The following is a 23,460-nucleotide window of genomic DNA, read 5'->3' as shown; positions in this document are numbered from 1 at the left end:
GGCGATATAATTGAAACGACCAATTGGAATTATTGATTCAGGGGTTGGCGGATTGACGGTTGCAAAAGAAGTGATGCGTCAACTTCCTCATGAACATATAATGTATGTCGGTGATACAGCAAGATGTCCCTATGGACCGAGAACGAAGGAAGAAGTGAAAGACTTCACATGGGAGCTGACGCGTTTCCTATTAAAACGACAAATTAAAATGCTGATTATTGCCTGTAATACCGCAACCGCAGCAGCGCTTGAAGAGATTAATGCGGAACTGTCTATTCCTGTAATAGGCGTCATTAATCCAGGTGCACGTGCCGCCTTGAAGGTATCTACCAATCTACATATTGGTGTTATTGGCACCGAAGGAACGGTTAAGAGTAAGGCTTATAATCAGGCGCTTCTTTCTATTAATAAGAAGGTAACCGTTGATAGTTTGGCCTGCCCGAAATTCGTACCGATTGTTGAGAGCGGGGAATTTGAAGGAAGAATTGTTGAAAAGGTGATTGCCGAAACGCTAAAACCGATGAAACGTACGGGTATAGATACACTGATACTTGGCTGTACACATTACCCTTTGCTTGGCCCAGTAATTAGAGAGTACATGGGCAAAGGTGTTCAGGTGATTTCTTCAGGAGATGAAACGGCCCGTGAAGCAAGTGTTATTCTTGAACATAAAGGGCTGATGAATGTTTCATCAGAGGAACCAAAGCATCAATTTTTCACCACAGGTTCCAAAGATATTTTTCAGGATATTGCTCATTCCTGGATTGGTGAACAGGTTGGTGTCGTACAAACAATTAAGCTCGATTAAGGCTCCCTTGATGGGAGTTTTTTTATAAAATAAAAAGATTTCGGTCTAAAACTTCCCAGGGCTCGTATAAATAGTAGTACAAACCGTCCTGGGAGGGATATATATGTCCAATGTAACAAAGGCAACAGTTGCCACGACCATTCTGGCCTCTGCTGTTCTTTTATCAGGCTGTGGCTTGTTTACCGGCGAAGAAAAAAATAAAATTGACCCGCCGGATGTATCACTTGTTGACAGTCCTTCTAAATTAGAGGGAGATCCAGCTGAAACGACGGCTGATGAAAACAAGGAAACTGAAGAAGCAAGTGTAAAGACGGAACTGTATTTGATTGATAGCAGCGGGTATGTGGTTCCGCAAACCTTGGCACTGCCATCTACAGAAGGTGGAGGTGTGGCTGCGCAGTCGCTGAAATATCTAGTGGAGGATGGTCCGATATCGAATGTCCTTCCTTCTGGTTTTAGAGCAGTTCTGCCAGCAGGTACTGAGGTTAGTGTGGATATTAAAGATGGAACAGCGGTGGTTGATTTTTCAAAAGAGTTTAAGAATTACAAGAAAGAAGATGAACTGAAAATTTTGCAGGCTGTGACTTGGACGTTGACACAGTTTGATTCAGTGCAGACAGTCAAGCTTAAGTTGAATGGTACAGAACTGAAGCAGATGCCGGTTAACGGTACACCAGTGCAGGAAGGACTGTCTCGGGCAAGCGGCATTAATCTAGATACAAGTGGTGTTAATGATATTAGCCAATCGAAGGCATTGACGGTTTATTATATCGGCGGAGAGGAAGGCAATTACTATTATGTGCCAATCACGAAGCGGGTAAACGAGACCGATGTGGATAACGTGACAGCGGTTGTTCAAGAACTGGCTAAAGGACCATCACATTTCTCCGGTTTACAATCAATTGTGATGTCTGATGTAGAACTGTTGGATGAGCCTCAATTAGCGGATGGCATGGTTACCTTGAATTTCAATGAATCGATTCTAAATAGTTTTAAAGAGAAAAAGGTTTCCCAACAAGTACTTGATGCACTTGTTCTGTCATTAACAGAACAGAAGGGCATTGAACGGGTAGAGCTGAAAGTGGATGGAAATGCTGATTTATTGAAAGAAGATGGCAAGCCGCTTTCGGAACCAGTAAGCCGGCCGGCAAAGGTTAATACGGGTAGTTTCTAATACTGATTATTCGGGGGCACGCGAAAAGCGGCTCCTATTTCTTTTGGGCAAATATCCTGATTGTGGTAGACTAAAGAAACAAACTATGCAGCTATTCAGGAGAGTGTAACGATGAAAAATGTTCTAATTGCAACGAAAAATAAAGGAAAAGCAAAGGAATTTGAAAGTTTATTTTCACCTAGAGGGTATAAAATTCACACGCTTCTAGATTATGAAAACGCGACAGACGTTGAAGAAACAGGAACGACCTTTGCTGAAAATGCTATTTTAAAAGCAGAAACAATTGCAAAAGAATTAAATCAAGTTGTCATGGCAGATGATTCTGGTTTGGTTGTTGATGCATTGGATGGCCGTCCTGGTGTTTACTCTGCTCGATATGCAGGTGAAGATAAAGATGATGAAGCGAATACTCAAAAACTGCTGGAGGAATTAAAAGATATTCCTGCTGAAAAAAGAACGGCTCGTTTTTATTGCGTCCTTGCATTAGCATCGCCAAATCAGGAAACGATTACTGTTTCTGGTTATGTGGAAGGCCGTATTGCTGAATCACCTGCTGGTACAAATGGCTTCGGATATGATCCTGTATTTTTTGTCCCAGAAAAAGGGAAAACAATGGCTGAACTCGAATCAGCAGAGAAAAATGCAATTAGTCACCGGGCAAATGCGTTAAAAGAGCTGGAAAAAGAGCTTGATTTATTTTTAACGAGAGAAGGGAGCAGCCGATGAAAACCTTGATCATCAGTGACAGTCATGGTCTTACGGAAGAGGTACAAGCTATAAAAAATCGTCATCAGAAAGAAGTAGACGCAATGATTCATTGTGGAGATTCAGAACTGCAGAAAGAAAGTCCGGTTATGGCTGATTTTATCGGCGTTCGTGGTAATTGTGATTACGATACAGGATACCCAGATGCTCTTGTTGAAGAGATAGAAGGAACTCGTTTTTTAGTTACTCACGGTCACTTATATAATATTAAAATGACGTTAATGAATATATCCTATAAAGCGGAGGAAGAGGATGCGTCTATCATCTGTTTCGGTCATTCTCACCAAGCGGGATCTGAGCTTATTGACGGTCGGCTCTATATTAATCCAGGGAGTATTCGTTTACCTCGAGGAAGAGAAGAAAAAACCTATGCGATTGTTGAAGTCATTGACAAAGAAGCTGCCGTAACGTTTTATGACCACGAAGGAGCAGAAGTAAAAGATTTAAATAGGGCTTACAATTTGGGCTGAATTTATGTATAATGGAGAAGTGGAAATAACTTCTCCTCTCTCTTCTAAAAAAGAGTGAGAAAAAGTGTTGACTTCATGTCGATATCGTACTATAATAATAAATGTCCTGACGGAGAGTACAATGTAAGGAATTACATAACGAACCGCCAAAAATATCATAATGTCCCAGTAGCTCAGCTGGATAGAGCAACGCCCTTCTAAGGCGTGGGTCGGGAGTTCGAATCTCTCCTGGGACATCCAAGTGTTCAGAACACTAAGTTCGAACCAGAAAAATGCTTCAAATCCTTTTAAGGGTTTGGGGCATTTTTTTGTTTATAGAGGATTCCAGAAAATACGTGATACAGAGTTACACTAGATCGTTAGAGCATAATTCATTGCTGTAAAGTAAGACAATAATTAGGATTAATATGGAGAGATATATTGGAATGTATGTAGAACGATAGCAGTTTATTTATTCACTTTTACATCAAAAAACAATCAACGTATTTATTTATATCGTATAGTACGATATAATCGTAAGTAACGATAAAGGGGTGGTATTTTTGAGCAGTAAAGTTTCGCTATTAAACCAATATTGGACGGATATTTATTTCCATTTACATTATCTTCATAAAGAAAAGATTTCTCATCAAGTGGTCCGTATTCTTCAGCTTGTAGATAAACAGGAAGAGATAGGCGTAAATGAAATTGCTTTATACATACAAGTTTCTCATAATACTGCGTCAGAACACATTAAAAGATTGATTGAAAAGAACTATTTAATAAAAGGGAGAGACCCTCTTGATGAGAGAAAAGTTAGCCTTTGTTTAACTGATTTGGGTAAAGAAGTTTTACATAGAAATACGAGTTTGGATGAAGAAAAACTAGAACGGGTATTAAGTGAACTAGATGATAATGAAAAGATCTTAGTAGAAAACGCCTTGAAAATATTAAGTGAACGAGCAAAAGAATGTACTTAATAACGAAAATTATGGCTTCAGCAATTGTAATTGGTGTGGTTACGGAGATATCCAGAAGATTTCCGTCATATGGAGGAATAATAGCTGCACTTCCTTTGGTAAGTTTACTTAGCATCATATGGCTGTATTTTCAAGGAGAACAAACAGCCACGTTAAGTAAGTTTGCGTTAGGAGTACTTTTGGGTTTTCCTGCAACTGCTGTTTTGTTAGTGATTGTTTATATATCCTTACAAAATTCCATTCATTTATTCATAGCCATTAGTTTCGGAGTGTGTGGCTGGTTGATATTTTTATGGGTGCAAGACTTAGTTGTAAAATACTATAGATTGCTCTTCATCTAACAGATTCTTACCTTTGTTAAAAAGAGAAACCATAGTTCGTGTTATAAATAGGGAGGCGTAAATCATATGGAATGTATATGTGAGAAAAAATCCTTTGATTTAAAAATTGCAGGGGATGTTGGTGCGGATCCTATTTGGTGTAATCGATGTGGTTGTAATCTTGATATAGAGGACATTCCGATTTCGATTGAGTTAATAAGAGAATTGAAGGAATGGATAAACATGTATGGTGAGTGGATAGATTGGGATAAAGATATCTTACTTTCTAATGGAATTCAATTAGAAGAAGAACACAATGAAAAAGGGTTGAATTTAACAGAGAAAATAAAGGATGAACTTAAAGGGGAGTATAAAATTATATTTTCACCTTCAACAACCGTGAGAACTTACGAGAAGAAAAAGGGTAAGAAATGATAACAGGAATCTGAAGACTGGTTTTAATTTTTCAAAGTGAATGGTCAAGCAATAAAGTTTGTTTATTGGTTACTTTTTGTTAGGATGAAGGTAACTTAACGAGGAGAGGATACATCAAACATGTCAACTATACAAATCCCTGTTTCTGTTTTAAACTTAGCACCGATTAGAGAAGGTCAGGATGCTAAAGAAGCCATTAATTCGATGGTTGACTTGGCGCAAGCGACCGAAAAAATGGGCTATTCTCGATATTGGGTTGCGGAGCATCATAATACACCGACAATGGTCAGCTCAGCGACAGCGATTTTAATTAAACATATTCTAGAACATACAGATCATATAAAAGTGGGTTCAGGCGGGATCATGCTTCCTAACCATTCACCGTTAGTCGTGGCAGAACAATTTGGAACAATGGCAACCATCTATCCGAATCGTGTAGATTTAGGACTTGGAAGAGCTCCTGGAACTGACATGATGACAGCTAGTGCGTTAAGACGATCTGATAAGGATTCTGTTTACACCTTTCCACACGATGTTCAATCTCTTTTGACTTATTTTGGATCTGAAGAGGAACAAAGTTATGTAAAAGCTTATCCTGGGGTGGGAACAAATATCCCTATTTATATTCTTGGTTCGTCTACCGATTCAGCTGTCTTAGCTGCTAAATTGGGCCTGCCCTATGTATTTGCTTCTCATTTTGCACCGCGTTATATGGAAGAAGCGATAGCGATTTACCGAGATAGATTCCAACCGTCTAAATACTTGAAGACTCCACACATGACGGTTTGTCTGAATGTGATTGCAACTGACAGCGATGAGGAAGCACAGTTTGAGCTAACTACCATGCAGCAATTTTTCTTAAATGTAGTCCGTGGGACAAAAAATCTGTTAAGTCCTCCTGTTGAAAGTATGGATGAATTATGGAGTCCATCTGAAAAGGCAATGGCTATGTCGATGTCTAGTATGGCTTTACTTGGATCCAAAGAATCAATCAAGGAACAACTGACACGTTTCCAAGAAAAATATAATGTGGATGAACTGATGGCTGTTTCGTATATTTTCGATCCAGCAAAACAAAAACGGTCGTACGAACTTTTAAAAGAAGTCGTGGACGGGAAATAAACATCAAACTTATAAAAAACGCCCGACGAAAAATTTTCGTCGGGCGTTTTGAGTTACACAATTTTTAATAGCTCTTTGTCTTTTCGACCGTGTAGTAAATAGTAGAGTGGAATACAGATTATAATCACGGCTACCATGATTAAGAATATCGAACGGTATCCAGTGATGGGAACGATAAAGCCTAATAAGTATGGTCCGAATCCTAAGCCCATATCGTAAAAAATAAAGTAAGTAGCTGTAGCTAAGCCGAAGCGGTGGGGAGGAGTCACTTTGACTGCAACAGTTTGGGCAATGGAATTAAAGTTTCCGTAGCCAAATCCGATTAACGCTGCGGCAAGCAGTAACATCCATCCAGCGGTTGCTTGACTGAAGAAATACATCCCAACAGCAAAAACAATAAAACATGGATAAACAATCAGGTTTGCCCCTTTTGTATCCATCAATTTCCCAGTAAAGGGCCGCGAGATGATGATAATAGCTGCATAAACTAAGAAGAAATAACTGGCAGCATCTACTAGATTTATTGTCTCTGCATAAAAGGATAAATAAGACATTACACCAGAATAACTAAATCCGATAATTAAGGCGATTAAAGAAATAGGTACAGCCTTTGGTTCGATAAATTTTGATAAAAAAGAGCCTTTTTCTTCTGCTATTGTGGAAACTTTCGGTGCAGGTAATTGTAATTTAACGACCGCAAGGAAGACCAAACAAATTATTGATAAAATGACGTTCATTGTGAACATGATGGTAAAGCCGTTATCCATTTTCATAAGCAAAATCCCGATAAACGGACCAATGGCAGTTGCAAGTATGGCGCTTAAACTAAAGTAGCCAATGCCTTCACCTTTGCGTGTATTCGGTAAAATATGTGCCACGATAGTTCCTGTGGCTGTACCGATAACGCCTACGGATACACCTTGAATAAATCTGATAGCCAATAATAGCGGTATGTTAATGGCGATAAAATAAAGGGCTGAAGTAAGGGTAAACGCAGTGAGTCCAATCCAAAGAATTTTGATTGGACCCATTTGACCGATTAGGCGTCCGGCGCCAAGTCTTCCGAATAAGGACCCAATAATAAAGATACTAGATACTAACCCCGCTGTACTAGTAGCGGCTCCAAATTCAGTTTTTGCATACGAAGCGATGGTTACCATAAGTAAAAAGAAGACTAAAATGGCTAAAAAGTTGATGGTTGAAACGACAATAAATTCTTTTGTCCAAAGTTTTTCTTTGTTCATAAATCCTATCTCACCTTTCAATATTTTGATGCAGTTTAGTGAAAACGTTCTTAACAATTTGACTCTCTTCTTCAGTTACCCCATCTAAAAGAGAAGCATGGAAGGTATCAATTGTTACCTTTAACTGCTGATAAATAGAAATTCCCTCCTCTGTTAAATGCATGACTTTTTTCCGCTTATCCACACCAGGAACTACATAGAGTAATTTCTGATCGATTAGTTTCTGTGCAATGGCTGTAACAGAGGGCTTTTCGACAAGCCAGTACGAAGCGATATCAGAATTTGTAGCAGGCCCCATTTCATATAGATAGCGGACCATTGCCCACTGTATTTCCGTTACATGATAAGGAGAGATAAGCTGTTGTAACTTAACTGTATAAGGACGATTAAAAAATTTAAATGCGGAAAACATAGAATTCATAATGATGATCTCCTCTGAAATTAGTTAGTTAGCCTAATTAATTAAACAGGTTTTCCTTTCATTTGTAAAGAGAATTACTAATTATTTTCTTGAAACTAGTAGAAGTAGAAATATGAGTTGAGGGTGTTTTTAAAAATTACTTATGGAGAATAGTAAAGGAAGTAACGTTTAGATATCGCATTCTCCGGCTAGTTAAGAGTAAGGGGAAAAAAACAGGGAGGTTTTAGAGATGGATATTCAACGCGGAAAGCAGCGTTTTTATGTAGAAAAATCAGGTGAAGTAGTGGCGGAAATAACGTTTACCGAAACCGGAGAAAAGGAAATGACCATCGACCATACGGTAGTTTCTGAAGAGCTTCGGGGGCAGAAAATAGGTAATCAGTTAGTAAAAAAAGTAGTAGACCTTGCTCGGGAGGAAAAGAAAAAAATTGTCCCGGCCTGTACATTTGCACAAAAGGAATTTGACAAAAATCAGGAGTACCAAGATGTTCTAGCAGAATAAATTGAAAGAGCCTTGCTGAATCCTTATGCAAGGCTCTTATAAATTGCCCCGCTACTCTTCTTTATCGGAAAAGTCTATAAGGACTTTTTTACAATTCTCACAAAGAAAAGCATCCACATAATTAATGGAAAATCGATTTTGATTAGATAATAAAACCGACCCTTCATTCAAACTAGGTTCCACGCTCAACTTAGCCACTTTGGGTACCCACGCAAGCCTATTGCTGCTCTGTATGTAACCTTTCTTCATTTCACTACCACAGGTTGAACATTCACTCAAAATTGCCACCTCCTCTTTTTACTAAGAATATTTCTTCTATTTCATGAAAAAGTCCTTCTTTTACCTGTACCCGATTAGTGACAGACAAGAGGCTGAAAAGGAAGGGCTACATGTATATTAGTGTTAAAAATCATATGTAAAATGCAGGGTGGTTAGATCAGCCATTATCAGACGATATGAATGGTTTAATGTTTAGTAATCCAGATTTTGTGTTTGTAGGTCTTACCCATACACTTGGCTGGTTGTTTGGATGTATCCTGGCAAGTGTTCTTTTATTAGTCATTTATCGAATGTCTTGGATTTTACTAAAAGTGGATGATCATTTTGGGAAGTTACTAATTGTCGGAGGGCTGACAGTTTTTGCGGTCCAAGTAATTGCTAATCTAGGAATGTCTCTCGGGATATTGCCTATCATTTCTATTTCACTGCCGTTCATCAGTTATGGAGCGGTACCGGTTTTAATAAACTCGGTCATTTTTGGAACCATCCTAAGCGTTTATCGTCGAAAAGATTTATTGTTAGCTTCTGAAAAATAGGTTTATGATACAGACGAGCCGCCCTTACCAAGGGCGGCTCGTTTGCATTTACTAGTGTATGGAGGCGGTAAAGATGGCAGTAAGTGTGGATTCATTAATTAAAAAAGCTGAAACGAATATGGGGAAAAATATCAATCCTGTTGTGAAAAAAACGGCTATTGAAGTGGTGAAGCGGGCCTATAAAGAAAAAATATATGTCCTTATTTCCAATGGGTTTAGAAGCTTCGCGGAACAAGATAAGTTGTATGCTCAGGGAAGAACTAATAAATCAAAACCGATTGTGACGAATGCGCGCGGAGGGTATTCTGCCCATAATTATGGATTAGCGATTGACTTTGTGATTGTAAGTGATGATGGCAGGAGGGCAATTTGGACAGTAACTGATAAATGGCGCAGAGCGGCAAGTATTGCTAAATCACTAGGATTTGAGTGGGGAGGAGAATGGTCATCTTTTAAAGATTATCCCCATTTACAAATGACGAAAGGCTTGACAATGAAAGAGTTGTTGAGTGGAAAACGTCCGGTTCTCACTTCGAAGGTGCCGGTTGCAAGTTCATACCCAGGGGTTGTTTATAAAGTTAAATCTCCACTAATGAGTGGTAAAAACGTGGAAAAAATTCAAAAAGCAGCTGGTTTGAAAAAAAGTGAATTAGATGGGAAGTATGGAAAGAAAACAGAGACAGCTGTGAGAGCTTATCAGAAAAAAAACAAACTTAAAGTTACAGGTACTGTTGAAAAAGAAACTTGGGATAAAATGTTTTAGCCTGCGAACAGCTCTGCAGGTTTTTTTTGAGAAAAAGTATAAAGAATAATCAAAAAATTTAAGGTATGGGAAACTCTTTCTCTTCAACGATGTAAGCGGATACAAATTAGTTTGAACTTTAAGAATAATCTAATAATTACAAAAAAACCTATTGACGTACCTTACATATCGTCGTAATATAATCATCAACAGCCGAGAATTACGAGGACATCCTAACATACTGAATTTACTTACTATTTAGATAAAATTGCCGTTGGCTATTATAAAGAAAAGCAATGAAGAGGAAAAGTAGTCTTTTGATACAACATTCACAGAGAGCCGGGATTGCTGGAAACCGGTAGTGTTACAAAAGATGAACTCACCTCTGAGTTTCAGCTTGAAAGCAACTTGCAAGTAAAGCTGAACGGGTGCATACCGGCACCCGTTACCAAAAAGATGAAGAGCGTACATAGTTGTACGAATTAGGGTGGTACCGTGGACTGGTCAAGTAGCCTTTTCACCCCTTGAAACTTGCGAAAGCGGGTCTATTAGGGTGGAGGGCTTTTTTATATGAAAAAATCCATCGATACAAAGTAAGGTTCCGAACGAGTACCGGTGAAATGATGTAGAGGAGGTCTTTAAATGACTGAGAAAGCACTCCTGACTAACAGGGAGAAAGTAAAAGTAGAAAAAAGCGGAGCAGATTTTTTAATGGATGCTCTCAAGAAGCAAAATGTAGACGTTATTTTTGGTTATCCTGGTGGAGCTGTATTGCCAATCTACGACAAGCTTTACAGCTCAGGTCTCTTTCATATTCTTACCAGACATGAGCAGGGCTCCATTCATGCAGCTGAAGGCTATGCCAGAGTGACTGGTAAACCAGGCGTAGTCATTGCAACATCAGGTCCAGGAGCAACGAATGTTGTAACGGGGATTACCGATGCAATGATTGACTCACTTCCCCTCGTCATTTTCACTGGGCAAGTTTCTACAAGTGTCATTGGTACGGATGCTTTTCAAGAAGCGGACGTACTCGGGATTACGACACCTATAACGAAACATAATTATCAGGTTAGAAAGACAGAAGATATTCCTAGAATTGTTAAAGAAGCCTTTCATATTGCGTCCAGCGGCCGGCCGGGTCCAGTCTTAATTGACATACCAAAGGATATTGCCATCCTGTCAGGCTTTGCAGATGAAGATCCAGAAATGGATTTACCGGGCTATCAGCCAACTGTTCAGCCAAATCATCTTCAAATTAGAAAATTGGTTGAAGCTGTGAGCTCTTCGAAAAAGCCAGTTATTCTTGCTGGTGCGGGAGTCCTCCATTCTAAGGGTGCAGATGAATTAAAGACCTATGCCCAGCAACAGGGGATTCCGGTCGTGCATACCTTACTCGGATTGGGTGGATATCCAGCAGATCATTCCTTATTTATTGGAATGGGCGGCATGCACGGTTCATATGCAGCAAATATGGCTTTATCAACCTGTGATTTACTAATTAATATTGGAGCGAGATTTGATGACCGGCTGACAGGAAACTTGAAGTGTTTTGCTCCGTATGCGACGGTTGCACACATCGATATTGATCCTGCTGAAATTGGTAAGAATGTACCAACCAAGATTCCTATCGTCGGCAATGCCAAAGAAGCACTTACAGAATTGATTGCACAAGACGGGAAAAAACCAGAAGTAACGAAGTGGATTGAAACCATTAACGCTTGGAAAAAAGACTTTCCCTTATGTTATCGAAATGATACAGGGGCTTTAAAACCGCAAAAAGTAATTGAACTTTTACATCAGTACACAAATGGAGAAGCCATTGTGGTCACTGATGTCGGGCAGCATCAAATGTGGGCTGCACAATACTATCCTTTCAATAAGCCGCATGCCTGGGTAACATCGGGTGGGCTTGGAACAATGGGATTTGGATTGCCAGCAGCAATTGGCGCCCAAATTGCAGAACCAGAAAAAATAGTAATCTCCATATCTGGGGATGGCGGATTCCAAATGACAAATCAAGAGCTGGCCGTCATTGCAGAAATGAATCTGCCAATCAAAATTGTGATTATTAATAATCATGCATTGGGAATGGTTCGACAATGGCAGGAAATTTTCCATGAGAAGCGGTATTCACACAGCACATTCCAGACTCAGCCGGATTTTGTGAAACTTGCTGATGCATATGGAATTCCAGGCTTTAAAGCCACAACAGAGTCAGAAGCAATTGATTTGATAGAAAAAGCAGTCACGATGAATGGACCGGTTCTACTCGATCTTCACGTGGAGCCCGAAGAAAACGTCTATCCGATGGTTTCTCCAGGAAAAGGGCTGCATGAAATGGAAGGAGTCAAGCAATGAAAGGAATTATAACCCTAACGGTAAACAATCGTCCGGGTGTGCTGAACCGGATCACCAATCTATTTACAAAAAGGAACTATAACATCGAGAGCATGACAGTAGGTCCATCCGAGCAAGAAGGAATATCACGCATGACTGTCGTCGTACATGTTGAAAATGAACATGTGATTGAACAGATGACCAAACAATTAAATAAACAAATTGATATTTTAAAAGTGAATGATATTTCAAACCAATCGATCGTATCGAGAGAGCTCGCCTTAATCAAGGTAATGGCAACGAGCCAAAATAGAGCGGAGATTAATAGTTTAATTGAACCGTTTCGAGCCGCTGTTATTGACATCAGTAAGGACTCATTGACCATTCAAATTACGGGTGAATCCGAAAAAATTGGTGCTTTTATAGAATTAATGAAGCCATATGGCATTAAAGAATTAGCCCGTACCGGCACCACCGCTTTTCCGCGGGGAACCCAGCGTATGAGCAATAAAAGCTTAACTATAGTTTGAAAATACTAAATATTTAAATAAAAATAAAATGATGATAAAAAAGGGAGAGATTTTATAATGGCAAAGGTATATTACAATTCAGATGCAAACGAAAATTATTTCACTAACAAACAAGTAGCAGTGATTGGCTACGGTTCACAAGGTCATGCTCACGCTCAAAATTTACGCGACAGCGGTGTTGACGTTATTATCGGAATCAGAAAAGGAAAATCATTTGATCAAGCAAAAGCGGATGGCTTTACCGTTTATACAGTAGAAGATGCAGCGGCTCAAGCTGATGTAATTATGATTCTTCTTCCAGACGAAACACAACCGAAGGTCTATGAACAAGATATTAAACCTGGACTCCAAGCAGGAAATGCCTTGCTTTTCGCTCACGGTTTCAATGTTCATTTCAGTCAAATCGTTCCGCCGGCAGATGTTGATGTCCTACTAGTAGCACCAAAAGGACCTGGTCACCTCGTTCGCCGTACATATGAACAAGAAGCAGGTGTACCCGCTCTGTTCGCTATCCATCAGGACGTAACAGGTGAAGCGAAAGAATTAGCTCTTGCGTATGCAAAAGGAATCGGAGCCTTACGCGCAGGTGTCCTTGAAACAACATTTAAAGAAGAAACCGAAACTGACTTATTCGGGGAACAAGCCGTACTATGCGGAGGAGTGACGTCACTCGTTAAAGCTGGGTTTGAAACACTAACAGAAGCTGGTTATCAGCCGGAAGTTGCCTACTTTGAATGTTTACATGAATTGAAACTAATTGTTGACTTAATGTACGAAGGCGGCCTAGAGAACATGCGCTATTCTATTTCTGATACAGCACAGTGGGGAGATTTTGTATCCGGACCTCGTATTGTAAATGAAACGGTTAAGGGTGAAATGAAGAAAGTATTGAAAGATATCCAAGATGGGGAATTCGCAAAAGGCTGGATCCTTGAAAACCAAGCTAACCGACCTGTCTTTAACGCTGTGAACCAAAGAGAAAATCAACATCCAATCGAAGTGGTAGGTCGTGAACTACGTAAAATGATGCCATTTGTTAAACAACAACAAACTAAGAAAGAAGTGGTGACTGTTGCGAAAAATTAATATTTTCGATACGACACTTAGAGACGGCGAGCAATCCGCTGGTATCAATCTAAATTACTCGGAAAAATTAGAGATCGCCTTTCAGTTAGAACGCTTAGGTGTTGATATCATTGAAGCAGGCTTCCCAGCTGCTTCAAAAGGTGACTTTGGTTCCGTGCAAGAAATTGCGAATAAAATCCGTCATGCATCCGTTACAGGACTTGCGCGCTCTGTTCAAGGAGATATTGATGCAGCTTGGGAGTCATTAAAGGGCGGAGCAGAACCAAGATTGCATGTGTTCATTGCTACTTCACCGATTCATCGGGAGTATAAATTGAAGCTTTCTAAAGAACAAGTGATTGAAACGGCCGTTCAGACTGTGAAGTACGCGGCAGAACGCTTCCCGATTGTCCAATGGTCAGCGGAAGACGCAAGCAGAACTGAACTTGATTATTTGGTTGAAATTGTTGAAGCAGTCATTCAAGCTGGTGCACGCGTGATTAACATTCCAGATACAGTCGGCTATGCGGCACCACAAGAATATGGAGCCATATTTAAGCACCTTCGAGAACATGTTCCTTCTATAGATAAAGTAAATTTATCTGCGCACTGTCATGATGATTTAGGAATGGCAATTGCGAATTCACTGGCAGCCATTGAAGCAGGAGCTAATCAAATTGAAGGAACGATAAACGGCATTGGTGAACGTGCTGGAAATGCTGCTCTTGAAGAATTAGCCGTGGCCTTACGAATTCGCTCTGATTACTATCAAGCAAAAACTGATTTAACACTAAATGAAATTAAACGGACCAGCGATTTAGTTAGTAAGTTAACTGGATTTGCAGTTCCGCCAAACAAAGCGATTATTGGTCGAAATGCCTATGCACACGAATCAGGTATTCATCAGGACGGCGTATTAAAGGAAAAAACAACGTATGAAATCATTTCTCCAGAACTTGTGGGTGTATCCTCGAATGCACTTGTGCTAGGTAAACATTCTGGGCGTCATGCATTTAAAGATCGTTTGAAAACATTGAAGCTTTCCGTTTCAGATGAAGAAAGCAATCGTTTATTCATTCAGTTTAAGGAATTAGCTGATAAGAAAAAAGAAATGACTGACGAAGATTTGGTTGCCCTTGTCCTTGAAGAAAAAACGTCGAAGGATAATCGATTCTACGAACTTGGATCCATGCAAATCAGCTACGGTACAAACCAAGTTCCGACAGCAACAGTCCGGTTGAAAAAAGGTGAAGAGGATACCGTTAGTGAGGCGGCTACTGGAGCTGGGAGTGTTGAGGCACTTTATAATACACTTGAACGGTGTATTGGAAGCGAAGTGAACTTACTTGATTACCGAATCCAATCAGTAGGCGCAGGCAGAGACGCGTTAGCTCAAGTATTTGTCACGATTCGATACAAAGGAACAGAAACAAGAGGCAGAGGATTGGATCAAGATGTATTGGAAGCCTCTGCTAAAGCTTACTTGAACGCGGTAAACCGTGTCATTTACTTAACTGAGAAAGAACCAATTTTACAATAAAAAGCATGGGAAGGGGAGATTTCGATGAAACGGAAAATAGCAGTATTGCCGGGAGATGGAATAGGTAGAGAAGTAACACGAGGTGCCGTCGAAATCCTCGAAGCTGTTGGAGAACAATTTGGTCATGACTTTGAGTTTCATTTTGGAGAAATAGGCGGGAGTGCCATTGATCAAACTGGTTCACCGCTTCCAGATGAAACAGTTGAAATGTGCAAGAGCAGCGATGCGGTTCTATTAGGTGCTGTCGGAGGACCAAAGTGGGATCAGCAACCGCTGCATTTGAGGCCCGAACGCGGTTTACTTAAAATCCGCAAGGACTTGCACCTATATGCCAATCTTCGGCCGATCAGCTACTATTCGAGTTTATCGGAATCCTCCCCCTTGAAAAAAGAAATTATTGAAGGCGTAGATTTATTAATTGTCAGGGAATTAACTGGTGGATTATATTTTGGTAAACCAAGTGAGCGTACAACATTAGACGGCAAAGAAGCAGTCGTGGACACATTATTTTACCAGAAGTCAGAAATCAAACGAATTATTGAACTAGCATTTAAACTGGCTTCGGCAAGAAGGAATAAGGTCACGTCTGTTGATAAAGCAAATGTCCTTGAATCCAGTCGAATGTGGCGGGAAACGGCAGAAGAAGTAGCCAAGAATTATCCAGAGGTTGAGCTTGAGCATATGTTGGTGGACAACGCTGCAATGCAGTTAATTCGTAATCCAAGACAGTTCGATGTCATCGTTACAGAAAATATGTTTGGCGATATTTTAAGTGATGAGGCATCTGTATTGACTGGCTCACTTGGTATGCTCCCTTCAGCCTCTGTTTCATTGGAAGGCTGCAACCTTTACGAACCAATTCATGGGTCAGCCCCAGACATTGCAGGGAAAAATGTGGCGAATCCAATGGGTATGATTTTATCAGCTGCCTCTATGCTTCGTTTATCGTTTGGATTGGAAGAAGAAGCAGACGCCGTTGAAAAAGCCGTTCAAAAAGTCCTTGATGCTGGGCTTCGAACCAGTGATCTGGCTAACGGCCCAATCAGAGGAATATCGACCAGTCAAATGATAGCAGAAATCAAAGCGGCATTGCTGGATCAGGAAGCTATTTTAAACATCATGGGAGCATATGCGTAAATAAGACTTCTGAAAAGGCTGACAGCGCGTCAGCTTTTTTTCTAAACTGAACGAGCGAGTAGGAGGATGGAAAATGGGAAAATCAATCATTGAAAAAATATGGGATCGGCATATTGTTTCAGAAGAACAAGATAAGCCAGATTTATTATATGTAGATTTACATTATATTCACGAGGTAACGTCACCACAGGCATTTGAAGGAATTAGAATGAAAGGACGTTCTGTAAGAAGGCCAGACCGGACTTTTGCCACTATGGATCACAATGTTCCTACCGTGAACCGTTATTTCATTCAAGATGAAATTGCAAAGAAACAGCTTGATGCACTGTCTGCGAATTGCCAGGAATTTGGCATACACTTAGCTGATTTAAATAGCAGCGAGCAGGGAATTGTTCATGTTATCGGGCCGGAACTTGGACTTACCCAGCCGGGGATGACCATTGTTTGCGGAGATAGTCATACTTCGACACATGGTGCCTTTGGTTCGATTGCATTCGGTATTGGTACAAGTGAGGTAGAGCACGTCCTAGCTACTCAAACCATTTGGCAGACCAAGCCAAAAACATTAAAGCTTGAAGTGAACGGTCAACTGGGCTATGGTGTCACATCAAAAGACGTCATTCTTTATGTGATTTCGCGTTTTGGTGTGGATTTCGGGACAGGGCATATTATTGAATATTGTGGTGAAGTGTTCAGAGATATGTCGATGGAAGAACGGATGACGGTATGTAATATGTCGATTGAAGGAGGAGCAAGAGCAGGGCTTGTCAGTCCAGATGATACGACTTATTCCTACATGAAAGGACGTAAGTATGCTCCGGAAAGCAGTGAATTTGATCGCTGTGTAGAAGAATGGAGTCAGCTTGCCAGTGATGCGGATGCAGTTTATGACCGTGAAATAGTCCTAGATGGAAATGAGATTCCGCCAATGGTCAGCTGGGGTACTAATCCTGGTATGGCTACGGGAGTCGATGGGTTTGTACCGACAACCAGGGATGGTGTGATGGATGCTCGTGAGCTTGGCCGCGCATTAGATTACATGGGCTTAAACGAAGGGATGGCCATTACAGAAATTCCAGTACAACATGTTTTTATCGGATCATGTACGAATTCTCGTATTGAAGATCTTCGGAAAGCAGCGGCAGTACTTTCCGGTCAACACGTTCATCCTGGAGTCCGGGCAATGGTCGTTCCAGGCTCGCAAAGCGTCAAGAAACAAGCAGAGGAAGAAGGACTGGATGTACTATTCAAAGCAGCGGGCTTTGAGTGGCGCGAATCTGGCTGCAGCATGTGCTTAAGTATGAACCCAGATGTCGTTCCTGCAGGCGAGCATTGTGCATCTACTTCGAACCGTAACTTTGAAGGACGTCAAGGTGCAGGAGCACGTACGCACTTAGTTAGTCCTGCAATGGCCGCAACCGCTGCTTTACACGGTCGTTTTGTGGACATTAGAAAAAATGAACGGATCGCAGAACCAGTACACTAAGTTAGCAAATCATGAAGGAGGTGCCCTATATGGAACCAATAACGATTTATACAGGACGAATGGCTGTCATGGACAGAAAAAATGTGGATACAGATCAAATTATTCCAAAGCAATTTTTAAAACGAATCGAACGAAGTGGGTTCGGTCAATATCTATTTTTTAATTGGCGCTATGATGAACAAGGAAATGAGCGGCCTGACTTTGAATTAAATCAGGCAGAAAATAAAGGAACAAGCATTCTTTTAGCAGGGGAAAACTTTGGATGTGGATCGTCAAGAGAGCATGCCCCGTGGTCACTGCTTGACTTTGGCTTTCCAATTGTAATTGCACCATCCTTTGCGGACATTTTTAAAAGTAATTGCATGAAAAACGGCATGCTGCCAATTGCTTTGACTGAAGCGGAAGTGGACTATTTAATGAAAGCCGCCGTGGGTGGTCAGTATGAACTGACAGTTAATTTGCCGAATCAGAAGGTTTCTGGACCAGATGGGTTTGAAGCGAATTTCGAGATTCATCCATATTGGAAGCAGATGCTGATTAACGGCTGGGATGAAATCTCTATCACACTTCAATATGATAAGAAAATTTCTGAATACGAAAATAGTAAACAAACACTCTCTATATAATAGAAGAAAAAATACCTGCTTATTGAGCAGGTATCAGTTTTTAGACTAAATGAGGTTGGAATTAAAAAATTCCGATTCCCTATTGGAAAACTTGGGCATCTGCCTCTGAATACATACCTTTCACCAAGTCATAAATGAAAGGTGAAATCAATGGCCGCCTCAATTTTACGAAACAAATGGTTCAGTGGCACTAGTTAATCTAACATTTTAAATGGATCTCGCTGAATAGAATCTTGTTTAGAAAGCATCCTCATCACCTCAAGTACTAATCCTTCTATTTTCAAACAAAGTGATTCGAGGATCTAAAAGGTAAAACAAAATTGATTGGAACGGAAGGTACGAGACTCCTGCGGGAAAAGCGTGTCTAGGGGAGACCCCGCAGGCGAAAGCCGAGGAGGCTTCCCGACCGCCCGCGGAAAGCAAGTGCCTGAAGTGGAAATCAAGGTTCAAGTTATACAATCTACAAAAAAAGATAAACTCGATTTTCACATGAATTTGTTTGATACCTGCTCCATGAGTGGGTTTTTTTATGCAAAAATTTTTATTGGTAAAATTTTGTGTTTGAAGGTTTTCCATGCTAAACTGTTTGTCAGTAAAGACAAAGGACAGGACGGAGTTGCTAATGGGCGGAAGAAACATGGATAATTCAAACATCATTGCTTTTCCAAACCTTTGCAAAAGACTTGTCGACAAAGGGTTGGAGCGATTAGAGGTTAGAGATTTTAAAATGGCAGCTGAATTATTTAGTCAAGCACGAGAGTTAGAACCAGAAAATCCAGATTTGAATATTGGGCTGGTTGTATCACTTGTAGAGCTGAATGATTATGAGGAAGCGCGAGATTTATGTAAGGAACTGCTCTTTAAAGGGATTGGTGACTACTTCCATGTAGTGACGATTTATTTAATGGTTCTCCTGCATCTAAATGAACATCAAGAAATGGTTACTACGATAGAAGCGTTGCTTGAAGAGGGACATGTTCCTTTAGATAAGAAAGATCACTTTGAGAATATGCTTCATTTCAGCAGACGTGCAATTGATGAACAAAAGGATCTGGAAGTACGTATTGAAGAAAAAATCCAGGAAGAGTTAGCTGAAGACGAAGGACTTTTTGAAAACAAGACAGATAATGAGCTGCTTGCCGTTGTATCTAGTTTATCTAAAGTGAACATTAGGCCGCATATGAATCAAATCAGGCCGGTTCTTGAAAATAACCAAATCAGCCCGTTTGTCAAAACATTGCTGCTTAATATTTTGCAAGAACAAGAATACGATAAAGAGCTCACTATCTCAAAATTTTCAAAACAAATGAAGGTCATCCCGTCTACTCTTTCTGCACCTAATGAAACAGTCTTTTATCAGCATTCTGTTAAGCTGTTAGAAGAAAACTTGGGTGACCGTGATCCGACTCTATTTGATATGGCGGTCAGTTTAATAGAGAGGCAGCACCTCGTTATGTACCCCTTCACACCCGAGAAGGCAGAATACAGCGGGTATGCTGCGGGGTATCATCTGTTAGCAGAGGAGTACCTGTATGGGGAATCTTCGTTAGAGAGAATTGCTGAACTATACCAGGTAGATCAAAATCAAGCAGCAGAAAAGTTAAAGGTTTTAAGGGAAATTGAAGATTTTTCTTCCCCGATTATTTAGCCTATTGTTATTGAAACTAAGGGGACCTGTGTTATAATGTAGTGGTTGTAATGTAACGATTTTAGGAAAAACGACGGGTTCCATGTAAATTGGGAATACCGGGGATGACTTGTTACGAATAGCAAGGCAGATTCATCCGTTGCTTATTCATGAAATATCATAGATTTTTTTGGAGGGAAACAAATGTCTGTAAATTGGGAAAAATTAGAAGGTAATCAAGGCGTTCTAACTGTAGAAGTAGACGCAGCTAAAGTTAACGAAGGTATCGACGCAGCCTTTAAAAAAGTCGTAAAACAAATTAACGTACCTGGCTTCCGTAAAGGTAAAATGCCTCGCCAAATGTTCGACAAAAAATTCGGCGTAGAATCATTATACCAAGATGCATTGGATATCATTCTTCCAGACGCGTATGCAACTGCTATCGAAGAAGCAGGAATTAACCCTGTTGATCGTCCAGAAATCGATGTTGACCAAATGGAAAAAGGCAAAAACCTTATTTTCAAAGCTACTGTGACTGTAATGCCTGAAGTTAAATTAGGTGAATATAAAGGTCTTGAAGTAGAAAAAGTTAACACTGAAGTAACTGACGAAGATATCGATAACGAAATCAAAACATTGCAAGAGAAACAAGCTGAGCTTGTTGTTAAAGAAGAAGGACAAGCAGCAATGGGCGATACAGTCGTTCTTGATTTTGAAGGAAGTGTTGAAGGAGAACTTTTCGAAGGCGGAGCGTCTGAAAACTATTCTCTAGAACTTGGTTCTAACTCTTTCATTCCTGGATTCGAAGAACAAGTTGTTGGTCTTGAAACAGGAGCAGAAAAAGATATCGAAGTGAACTTCCCTGAAGAGTATCATGCAGCTGAACTTGCTGGTAAGCCTGCAGTATTCAAAGTAAAAATTCACGAAATCAAATCTAAGCAGCTTCCTGAGCTTGATGATGAGTTCGCAAAAGATGTCGATGAAGAAGTAGAAACATTAGCAGAATTGAAAGAAAAAACTAGAAAAACGCTTGAGCATGATAAAAAGCACCAAGCAGAACACCAAGTCCGTGACACAGTTGTTGAAAAAGCGACAGCTAATGCAGAAGTAGATATTCCTGCAGTTATGGTCGAAAAAGAAGTAGAACGTATGATGAAAGATTTCGATCAACGTTTACAATCTCAAGGATTAAACCTAGAGCTTTACTTCCAATTCTCAGGTCAAGATGAAGAAGCTTTGAAAGCGCAAATGCAAGAAGAAGCTGAAACACAAGTTAAAACTAGCTTGACTCTTGATGCAATTGCTACTGCAGAAAACATTGAAGCATCTGATGCTGATGTTGATGCTGAAATTGCAAAAATGGCTGAAATGTACAAAATGGAAACAGAAGCAATCAAACAAGCACTTGGAAGCCTTGAAGGCGTTAAAGGTGATTTGAAAATTGGTAAAGCAATCGACTTCCTTGTTGAAAACAGCAAGATCGTTGAAGCTTCAGCTGAATAATTCCATAAACAATAGAAAAGAGACAAGGCGCGAGCAATCGTGCCTTGTTTTATACATATAAGGACTATTTTAGTTTGGAAGATAAAAATTAATTTTTCTGACAAGTATAGATTGATTTTTTTTCCATTTAAGTGTAGATTAAATGCTAAGCCGCATATACATAAATAATTACATTCTCATGCTATGAAAAGCTAAAGGTTTGGGAATGATGGTAAAGGACAAATACATAGAGAATTATTTTAAGTTAATACCATATGAACAACTTGGATGAAGCATTTTAATTACATTCCTGTCAGGAACATGATAAAATGCAAAGCATACAAGTATTCATTGGAGTTTTCGGCACTACTCCCAATGTTTAATAAAAGCTGACGCATATCATGAGGTGTGCTTGGTGTTAAGGCAAGAATGTACAGATGTACAAGACCTATTAAATGTTCAAGGGGAGTACCGGTTGTATAGACTGGACTTTACCACGTATAGATGTTGCAAAAGTATTTAAAGGGGTGAGTGAATATGTTTAAATTTAATGATGAAAAAGGACAATTAAAATGTTCTTTTTGCGGTAAAACTCAAGAACAAGTGCGTAAACTTGTAGCAGGACCGGGTGTATATATTTGTGATGAATGTATTGAACTCTGTACAGAAATAGTTGAGGAAGAGCTAGGGACGGACGAAGAAGTAGAATTTAAAGATGTACCGAAGCCGCATGAAATTCGGAACATTCTTGATGAATACGTAATCGGTCAGGAACAGGCTAAAAAATCTTTGGCTGTTGCTGTTTATAATCATTATAAACGTATCAATTCGAGCTCAAAGACTGACGATGTTGAACTTTCTAAGAGTAATATTGCCCTGATTGGACCAACAGGAAGCGGGAAAACCTTGCTTGCACAAACACTTGCTCGTCTGCTGAATGTTCCATTTGCTATTGCCGATGCAACTTCATTGACAGAAGCTGGTTATGTTGGGGAAGATGTTGAAAACATCCTTCTGAAACTAATCCAAGCAGCAGATTATGATGTAGAAAAAGCTGAAAAAGGCATTATCTATATCGATGAAATCGATAAGGTAGCACGTAAATCAGAAAATCCGTCTATTACTCGTGATGTTTCTGGTGAAGGTGTTCAGCAAGCACTCTTGAAAATTCTTGAAGGTACTGTAGCGAGCGTTCCACCACAAGGCGGACGTAAACACCCTCATCAAGAATTCATCCAAATTGACACAACCAATATTCTCTTCATTTGCGGTGGTGCATTTGATGGAATCGAACCGATTATCAAGCGCCGTTTAGGCCAAAAAGTAATTGGTTTTGGTTCAGATGTTAAAAAAGAGGATGTAAAAGAAAAGGAATTACTGTCGAAAGTACTTCCAGAAGATTTACTGCGTTTTGGTTTAATTCCAGAATTCATCGGCCGTATCCCGGTTATTGCTACATTGGAGCAATTAGACGAGGCTGCGTTGATCGAAATCCTAATCAAACCAAAAAATGCGTTAGTTAAACAATATCAAAAACTGCTTGAGCTTGATGATGTTGAGCTAGAGTTTGAAGATGGCGCACTTACTGAAATTGCTAAAAAAGCAATCGAACGTAAAACGGGTGCCCGTGGACTACGCTCTATTATCGAAGGAATCATGCTGGAGGTTATGTTCGATCTGCCTTCACGTGACGATATCGACAAATGTATCATCACAGCTGAAACCATCTCGGCTAACAAAGCTCCTAAATTAGTGCTAAAAGACGGCACGATTATTAAAAAAGGCAAGAAAACATCAGCTTAATATCTCCAAAAAGCCCTGCCTCGTGCAGGGATTTTTTTTTGCAAAGT

At 40.0% G+C, this 23,460-nt stretch carries 25 protein-coding genes, 1 tRNA gene and 1 other annotated feature; of the genes, 23 read left to right on the top strand and 3 right to left on the bottom strand.

All coding sequences use genetic code 11. The features are described 5' to 3' along the window. Positions 1–10 precede the first annotated feature (10 nt). The 9 genes from racE to MHI18_RS07300 all read left to right on the top strand — a co-directional run bounded on the left by racE (position 11) and on the right by MHI18_RS07300 (position 6,053). Entirely contained in the window at positions 11–808 is a 798-nt protein-coding gene (racE, locus tag MHI18_RS07340) for a glutamate racemase (protein ID WP_340846737.1), read from the top strand. Positions 809–911: 103 nt separating this feature from the next. Beyond that, complete coding sequence (locus tag MHI18_RS07335; RefSeq protein ID WP_340846736.1) at positions 912–1,982, top strand: GerMN domain-containing protein; 1,071 nt, start codon at positions 912–914, stop codon at positions 1,980–1,982. A gap of 111 nt (positions 1,983–2,093) precedes the next feature. Next, positions 2,094–2,708, top strand: coding sequence for an XTP/dITP diphosphatase (locus MHI18_RS07330; RefSeq protein ID WP_340846735.1), 615 nt, complete (start codon positions 2,094–2,096; stop codon positions 2,706–2,708). Continuing rightward, complete coding sequence (locus MHI18_RS07325) at positions 2,705–3,217, top strand: metallophosphoesterase (protein ID WP_340846733.1); 513 nt, start codon at positions 2,705–2,707, stop codon at positions 3,215–3,217. Before MHI18_RS07330 ends, MHI18_RS07325 begins: the two co-directional genes overlap by 4 nt. Positions 3,218–3,379: 162 nt before the next feature. Continuing rightward, positions 3,380–3,453: transfer RNA gene (locus MHI18_RS07320), tRNA-Arg, on the top strand. Between the two features lie 306 nt (positions 3,454–3,759). Continuing rightward, positions 3,760–4,176, top strand: a complete 417-nt coding sequence (locus MHI18_RS07315; protein ID WP_340846732.1) for a MarR family winged helix-turn-helix transcriptional regulator — start codon at positions 3,760–3,762, stop codon at positions 4,174–4,176. Continuing rightward, complete coding sequence (locus MHI18_RS07310) at positions 4,167–4,517, top strand: DUF3147 family protein (protein ID WP_340846731.1); 351 nt, start codon at positions 4,167–4,169, stop codon at positions 4,515–4,517. The genes MHI18_RS07315 and MHI18_RS07310 overlap by 10 nt, the downstream gene beginning before the upstream one ends. 66 nt (positions 4,518–4,583) lie before the next feature. Beyond that, on the top strand, positions 4,584–4,931 hold the full coding sequence (locus tag MHI18_RS07305; protein WP_340846730.1) for a hypothetical protein: 348 nt from the start codon (positions 4,584–4,586) through the stop codon (positions 4,929–4,931). Between the two features lie 120 nt (positions 4,932–5,051). After that, positions 5,052–6,053, top strand: coding sequence for an LLM class flavin-dependent oxidoreductase (locus MHI18_RS07300; protein ID WP_340846729.1), 1,002 nt, complete (start codon positions 5,052–5,054; stop codon positions 6,051–6,053). Between the two features lie 53 nt (positions 6,054–6,106). On the opposite strand, the gene MHI18_RS07295 is transcribed toward MHI18_RS07300, so the two are convergent. Next, complete coding sequence (locus MHI18_RS07295; protein ID WP_340846728.1) at positions 6,107–7,297, bottom strand: MFS transporter; 1,191 nt, start codon at positions 7,295–7,297, stop codon at positions 6,107–6,109. A gap of 10 nt (positions 7,298–7,307) precedes the next feature. After that, the gene (locus tag MHI18_RS07290) at positions 7,308–7,718 is read right to left on the bottom strand and encodes a MarR family winged helix-turn-helix transcriptional regulator (RefSeq protein WP_340846727.1); all 411 of its coding nucleotides are present in this window, start codon (positions 7,716–7,718) and stop codon (positions 7,308–7,310) included. A gap of 229 nt (positions 7,719–7,947) precedes the next feature. On the opposite strand from MHI18_RS07290, the gene MHI18_RS07285 reads away from it, so the two are divergent. After that, complete coding sequence (locus MHI18_RS07285) at positions 7,948–8,220, top strand: GNAT family N-acetyltransferase (RefSeq protein ID WP_340846726.1); 273 nt, start codon at positions 7,948–7,950, stop codon at positions 8,218–8,220. A gap of 51 nt (positions 8,221–8,271) precedes the next feature. Here the strand turns inward: MHI18_RS07285 and MHI18_RS22140 are convergent, their stop codons facing one another. Next, positions 8,272–8,508 carry a PF20097 family protein gene (locus MHI18_RS22140; protein ID WP_445669959.1) on the bottom strand — a complete coding sequence of 79 codons (237 nt, stop codon included), beginning with the start codon at positions 8,506–8,508 and terminating at the stop codon, positions 8,272–8,274. Between the two features lie 167 nt (positions 8,509–8,675). Between MHI18_RS22140 and MHI18_RS07280 the strand changes: the two genes are divergently transcribed. From MHI18_RS07280 to clpX, 13 genes are all read left to right on the top strand, one after another. Then, a complete protein-coding gene (locus MHI18_RS07280) occupies positions 8,676–9,035 on the top strand; it encodes an FtsW/RodA/SpoVE family cell cycle protein (RefSeq protein WP_340846725.1) in 360 nt (119 codons plus the stop codon). 73 nt (positions 9,036–9,108) lie between these two features. Beyond that, on the top strand, positions 9,109–9,798 hold the full coding sequence (locus MHI18_RS07275) for a M15 family metallopeptidase (protein ID WP_340846724.1): 690 nt from the start codon (positions 9,109–9,111) through the stop codon (positions 9,796–9,798). Between the two features lie 266 nt (positions 9,799–10,064). After that, positions 10,065–10,305, top strand: a binding site (T-box leader). A gap of 114 nt (positions 10,306–10,419) precedes the next feature. Then, positions 10,420–12,138 (top strand): acetolactate synthase large subunit, encoded by a 1,719-nt coding sequence (gene ilvB / locus MHI18_RS07270; protein WP_340846723.1) that lies wholly within the window; start codon positions 10,420–10,422, stop codon positions 12,136–12,138. Then, on the top strand, positions 12,135–12,647 hold the full coding sequence (ilvN, locus tag MHI18_RS07265; RefSeq protein WP_340846722.1) for an acetolactate synthase small subunit: 513 nt from the start codon (positions 12,135–12,137) through the stop codon (positions 12,645–12,647). Before ilvB ends, ilvN begins: the two co-directional genes overlap by 4 nt. A 57-nt stretch (positions 12,648–12,704) precedes the next feature. After that, positions 12,705–13,733: a ketol-acid reductoisomerase gene (gene ilvC, locus MHI18_RS07260; protein WP_340846721.1), complete on the top strand. Its 1,029-nt coding sequence runs from the start codon at positions 12,705–12,707 to the stop codon at positions 13,731–13,733. Continuing rightward, on the top strand, positions 13,720–15,252 hold the full coding sequence (locus MHI18_RS07255; RefSeq protein ID WP_340846720.1) for a 2-isopropylmalate synthase: 1,533 nt from the start codon (positions 13,720–13,722) through the stop codon (positions 15,250–15,252). Before ilvC ends, MHI18_RS07255 begins: the two co-directional genes overlap by 14 nt. Before the next feature lie 24 nt (positions 15,253–15,276). Next, positions 15,277–16,389: a 3-isopropylmalate dehydrogenase gene (leuB, locus tag MHI18_RS07250; RefSeq protein ID WP_340846719.1), complete on the top strand. Its 1,113-nt coding sequence runs from the start codon at positions 15,277–15,279 to the stop codon at positions 16,387–16,389. 73 nt (positions 16,390–16,462) lie between these two features. After that, a complete protein-coding gene (gene leuC / locus MHI18_RS07245) occupies positions 16,463–17,875 on the top strand; it encodes a 3-isopropylmalate dehydratase large subunit (RefSeq protein ID WP_340846718.1) in 1,413 nt (470 codons plus the stop codon). Positions 17,876–17,904: 29 nt separating this feature from the next. Continuing rightward, positions 17,905–18,501: a 3-isopropylmalate dehydratase small subunit gene (gene leuD / locus MHI18_RS07240; RefSeq protein ID WP_340846717.1), complete on the top strand. Its 597-nt coding sequence runs from the start codon at positions 17,905–17,907 to the stop codon at positions 18,499–18,501. A 324-nt stretch (positions 18,502–18,825) separates the two neighbouring features. Continuing rightward, positions 18,826–19,146, top strand: coding sequence for a hypothetical protein (locus tag MHI18_RS07235; protein ID WP_340846716.1), 321 nt, complete (start codon positions 18,826–18,828; stop codon positions 19,144–19,146). Continuing rightward, a complete protein-coding gene (locus MHI18_RS07230; RefSeq protein ID WP_340846715.1) occupies positions 19,139–20,149 on the top strand; it encodes a tetratricopeptide repeat protein in 1,011 nt (336 codons plus the stop codon). The genes MHI18_RS07235 and MHI18_RS07230 overlap by 8 nt, the downstream gene beginning before the upstream one ends. Before the next feature lie 183 nt (positions 20,150–20,332). Next, a complete protein-coding gene (gene tig / locus MHI18_RS07225; protein WP_340846714.1) occupies positions 20,333–21,631 on the top strand; it encodes a trigger factor in 1,299 nt (432 codons plus the stop codon). 516 nt (positions 21,632–22,147) lie between these two features. Beyond that, positions 22,148–23,413: an ATP-dependent protease ATP-binding subunit ClpX gene (gene clpX, locus MHI18_RS07220; RefSeq protein WP_340846713.1), complete on the top strand. Its 1,266-nt coding sequence runs from the start codon at positions 22,148–22,150 to the stop codon at positions 23,411–23,413. The last annotated feature ends 47 nt before the right edge of the window (positions 23,414–23,460 follow it).

The sequence above is a fragment of the Peribacillus sp. FSL H8-0477 genome (assembly GCF_038002765.1).
Lineage (GTDB): Bacteria > Bacillota > Bacilli > Bacillales > DSM-1321 > Peribacillus.
This window is presented reverse-complemented; position numbering and strand designations above follow the sequence as displayed.

What these genes read in the sequence shown, in the direction of transcription:
- MHI18_RS07335 (WP_340846736.1), top strand. Translation starts at nt 912, where the DNA reads ATGTCCAATGTAACAAAGGCAACAGTTGCCACGACCATTCTGGCCTCT.
- MHI18_RS07330 (WP_340846735.1), top strand. Translation starts at nt 2,094, where the DNA reads ATGAAAAATGTTCTAATTGCAACGAAAAATAAAGGAAAAGCAAAGGAA.
- MHI18_RS07325 (WP_340846733.1), top strand. Translation starts at nt 2,705, where the DNA reads ATGAAAACCTTGATCATCAGTGACAGTCATGGTCTTACGGAAGAGGTA.
- MHI18_RS07310 (WP_340846731.1), top strand. Translation starts at nt 4,167, where the DNA reads ATGTACTTAATAACGAAAATTATGGCTTCAGCAATTGTAATTGGTGTG.
- MHI18_RS07305 (WP_340846730.1), top strand. Translation starts at nt 4,584, where the DNA reads ATGGAATGTATATGTGAGAAAAAATCCTTTGATTTAAAAATTGCAGGG.
- MHI18_RS07300 (WP_340846729.1), top strand. Translation starts at nt 5,052, where the DNA reads ATGTCAACTATACAAATCCCTGTTTCTGTTTTAAACTTAGCACCGATT.
- MHI18_RS07295 (WP_340846728.1), bottom strand. Translation starts at nt 7,297, where the DNA reads ATGAACAAAGAAAAACTTTGGACAAAAGAATTTATTGTCGTTTCAACC.
- MHI18_RS07290 (WP_340846727.1), bottom strand. Translation starts at nt 7,718, where the DNA reads ATGAATTCTATGTTTTCCGCATTTAAATTTTTTAATCGTCCTTATACA.
- MHI18_RS07285 (WP_340846726.1), top strand. Translation starts at nt 7,948, where the DNA reads ATGGATATTCAACGCGGAAAGCAGCGTTTTTATGTAGAAAAATCAGGT.
- MHI18_RS07280 (WP_340846725.1), top strand. Translation starts at nt 8,676, where the DNA reads ATGAATGGTTTAATGTTTAGTAATCCAGATTTTGTGTTTGTAGGTCTT.
- MHI18_RS07275 (WP_340846724.1), top strand. Translation starts at nt 9,109, where the DNA reads ATGGCAGTAAGTGTGGATTCATTAATTAAAAAAGCTGAAACGAATATG.
- ilvB (WP_340846723.1), top strand. Translation starts at nt 10,420, where the DNA reads ATGACTGAGAAAGCACTCCTGACTAACAGGGAGAAAGTAAAAGTAGAA.
- ilvN (WP_340846722.1), top strand. Translation starts at nt 12,135, where the DNA reads ATGAAAGGAATTATAACCCTAACGGTAAACAATCGTCCGGGTGTGCTG.
- ilvC (WP_340846721.1), top strand. Translation starts at nt 12,705, where the DNA reads ATGGCAAAGGTATATTACAATTCAGATGCAAACGAAAATTATTTCACT.
- leuB (WP_340846719.1), top strand. Translation starts at nt 15,277, where the DNA reads ATGAAACGGAAAATAGCAGTATTGCCGGGAGATGGAATAGGTAGAGAA.
- leuC (WP_340846718.1), top strand. Translation starts at nt 16,463, where the DNA reads ATGGGAAAATCAATCATTGAAAAAATATGGGATCGGCATATTGTTTCA.
- leuD (WP_340846717.1), top strand. Translation starts at nt 17,905, where the DNA reads ATGGAACCAATAACGATTTATACAGGACGAATGGCTGTCATGGACAGA.
- MHI18_RS07230 (WP_340846715.1), top strand. Translation starts at nt 19,139, where the DNA reads ATGGATAATTCAAACATCATTGCTTTTCCAAACCTTTGCAAAAGACTT.
- tig (WP_340846714.1), top strand. Translation starts at nt 20,333, where the DNA reads ATGTCTGTAAATTGGGAAAAATTAGAAGGTAATCAAGGCGTTCTAACT.
- clpX (WP_340846713.1), top strand. Translation starts at nt 22,148, where the DNA reads ATGTTTAAATTTAATGATGAAAAAGGACAATTAAAATGTTCTTTTTGC.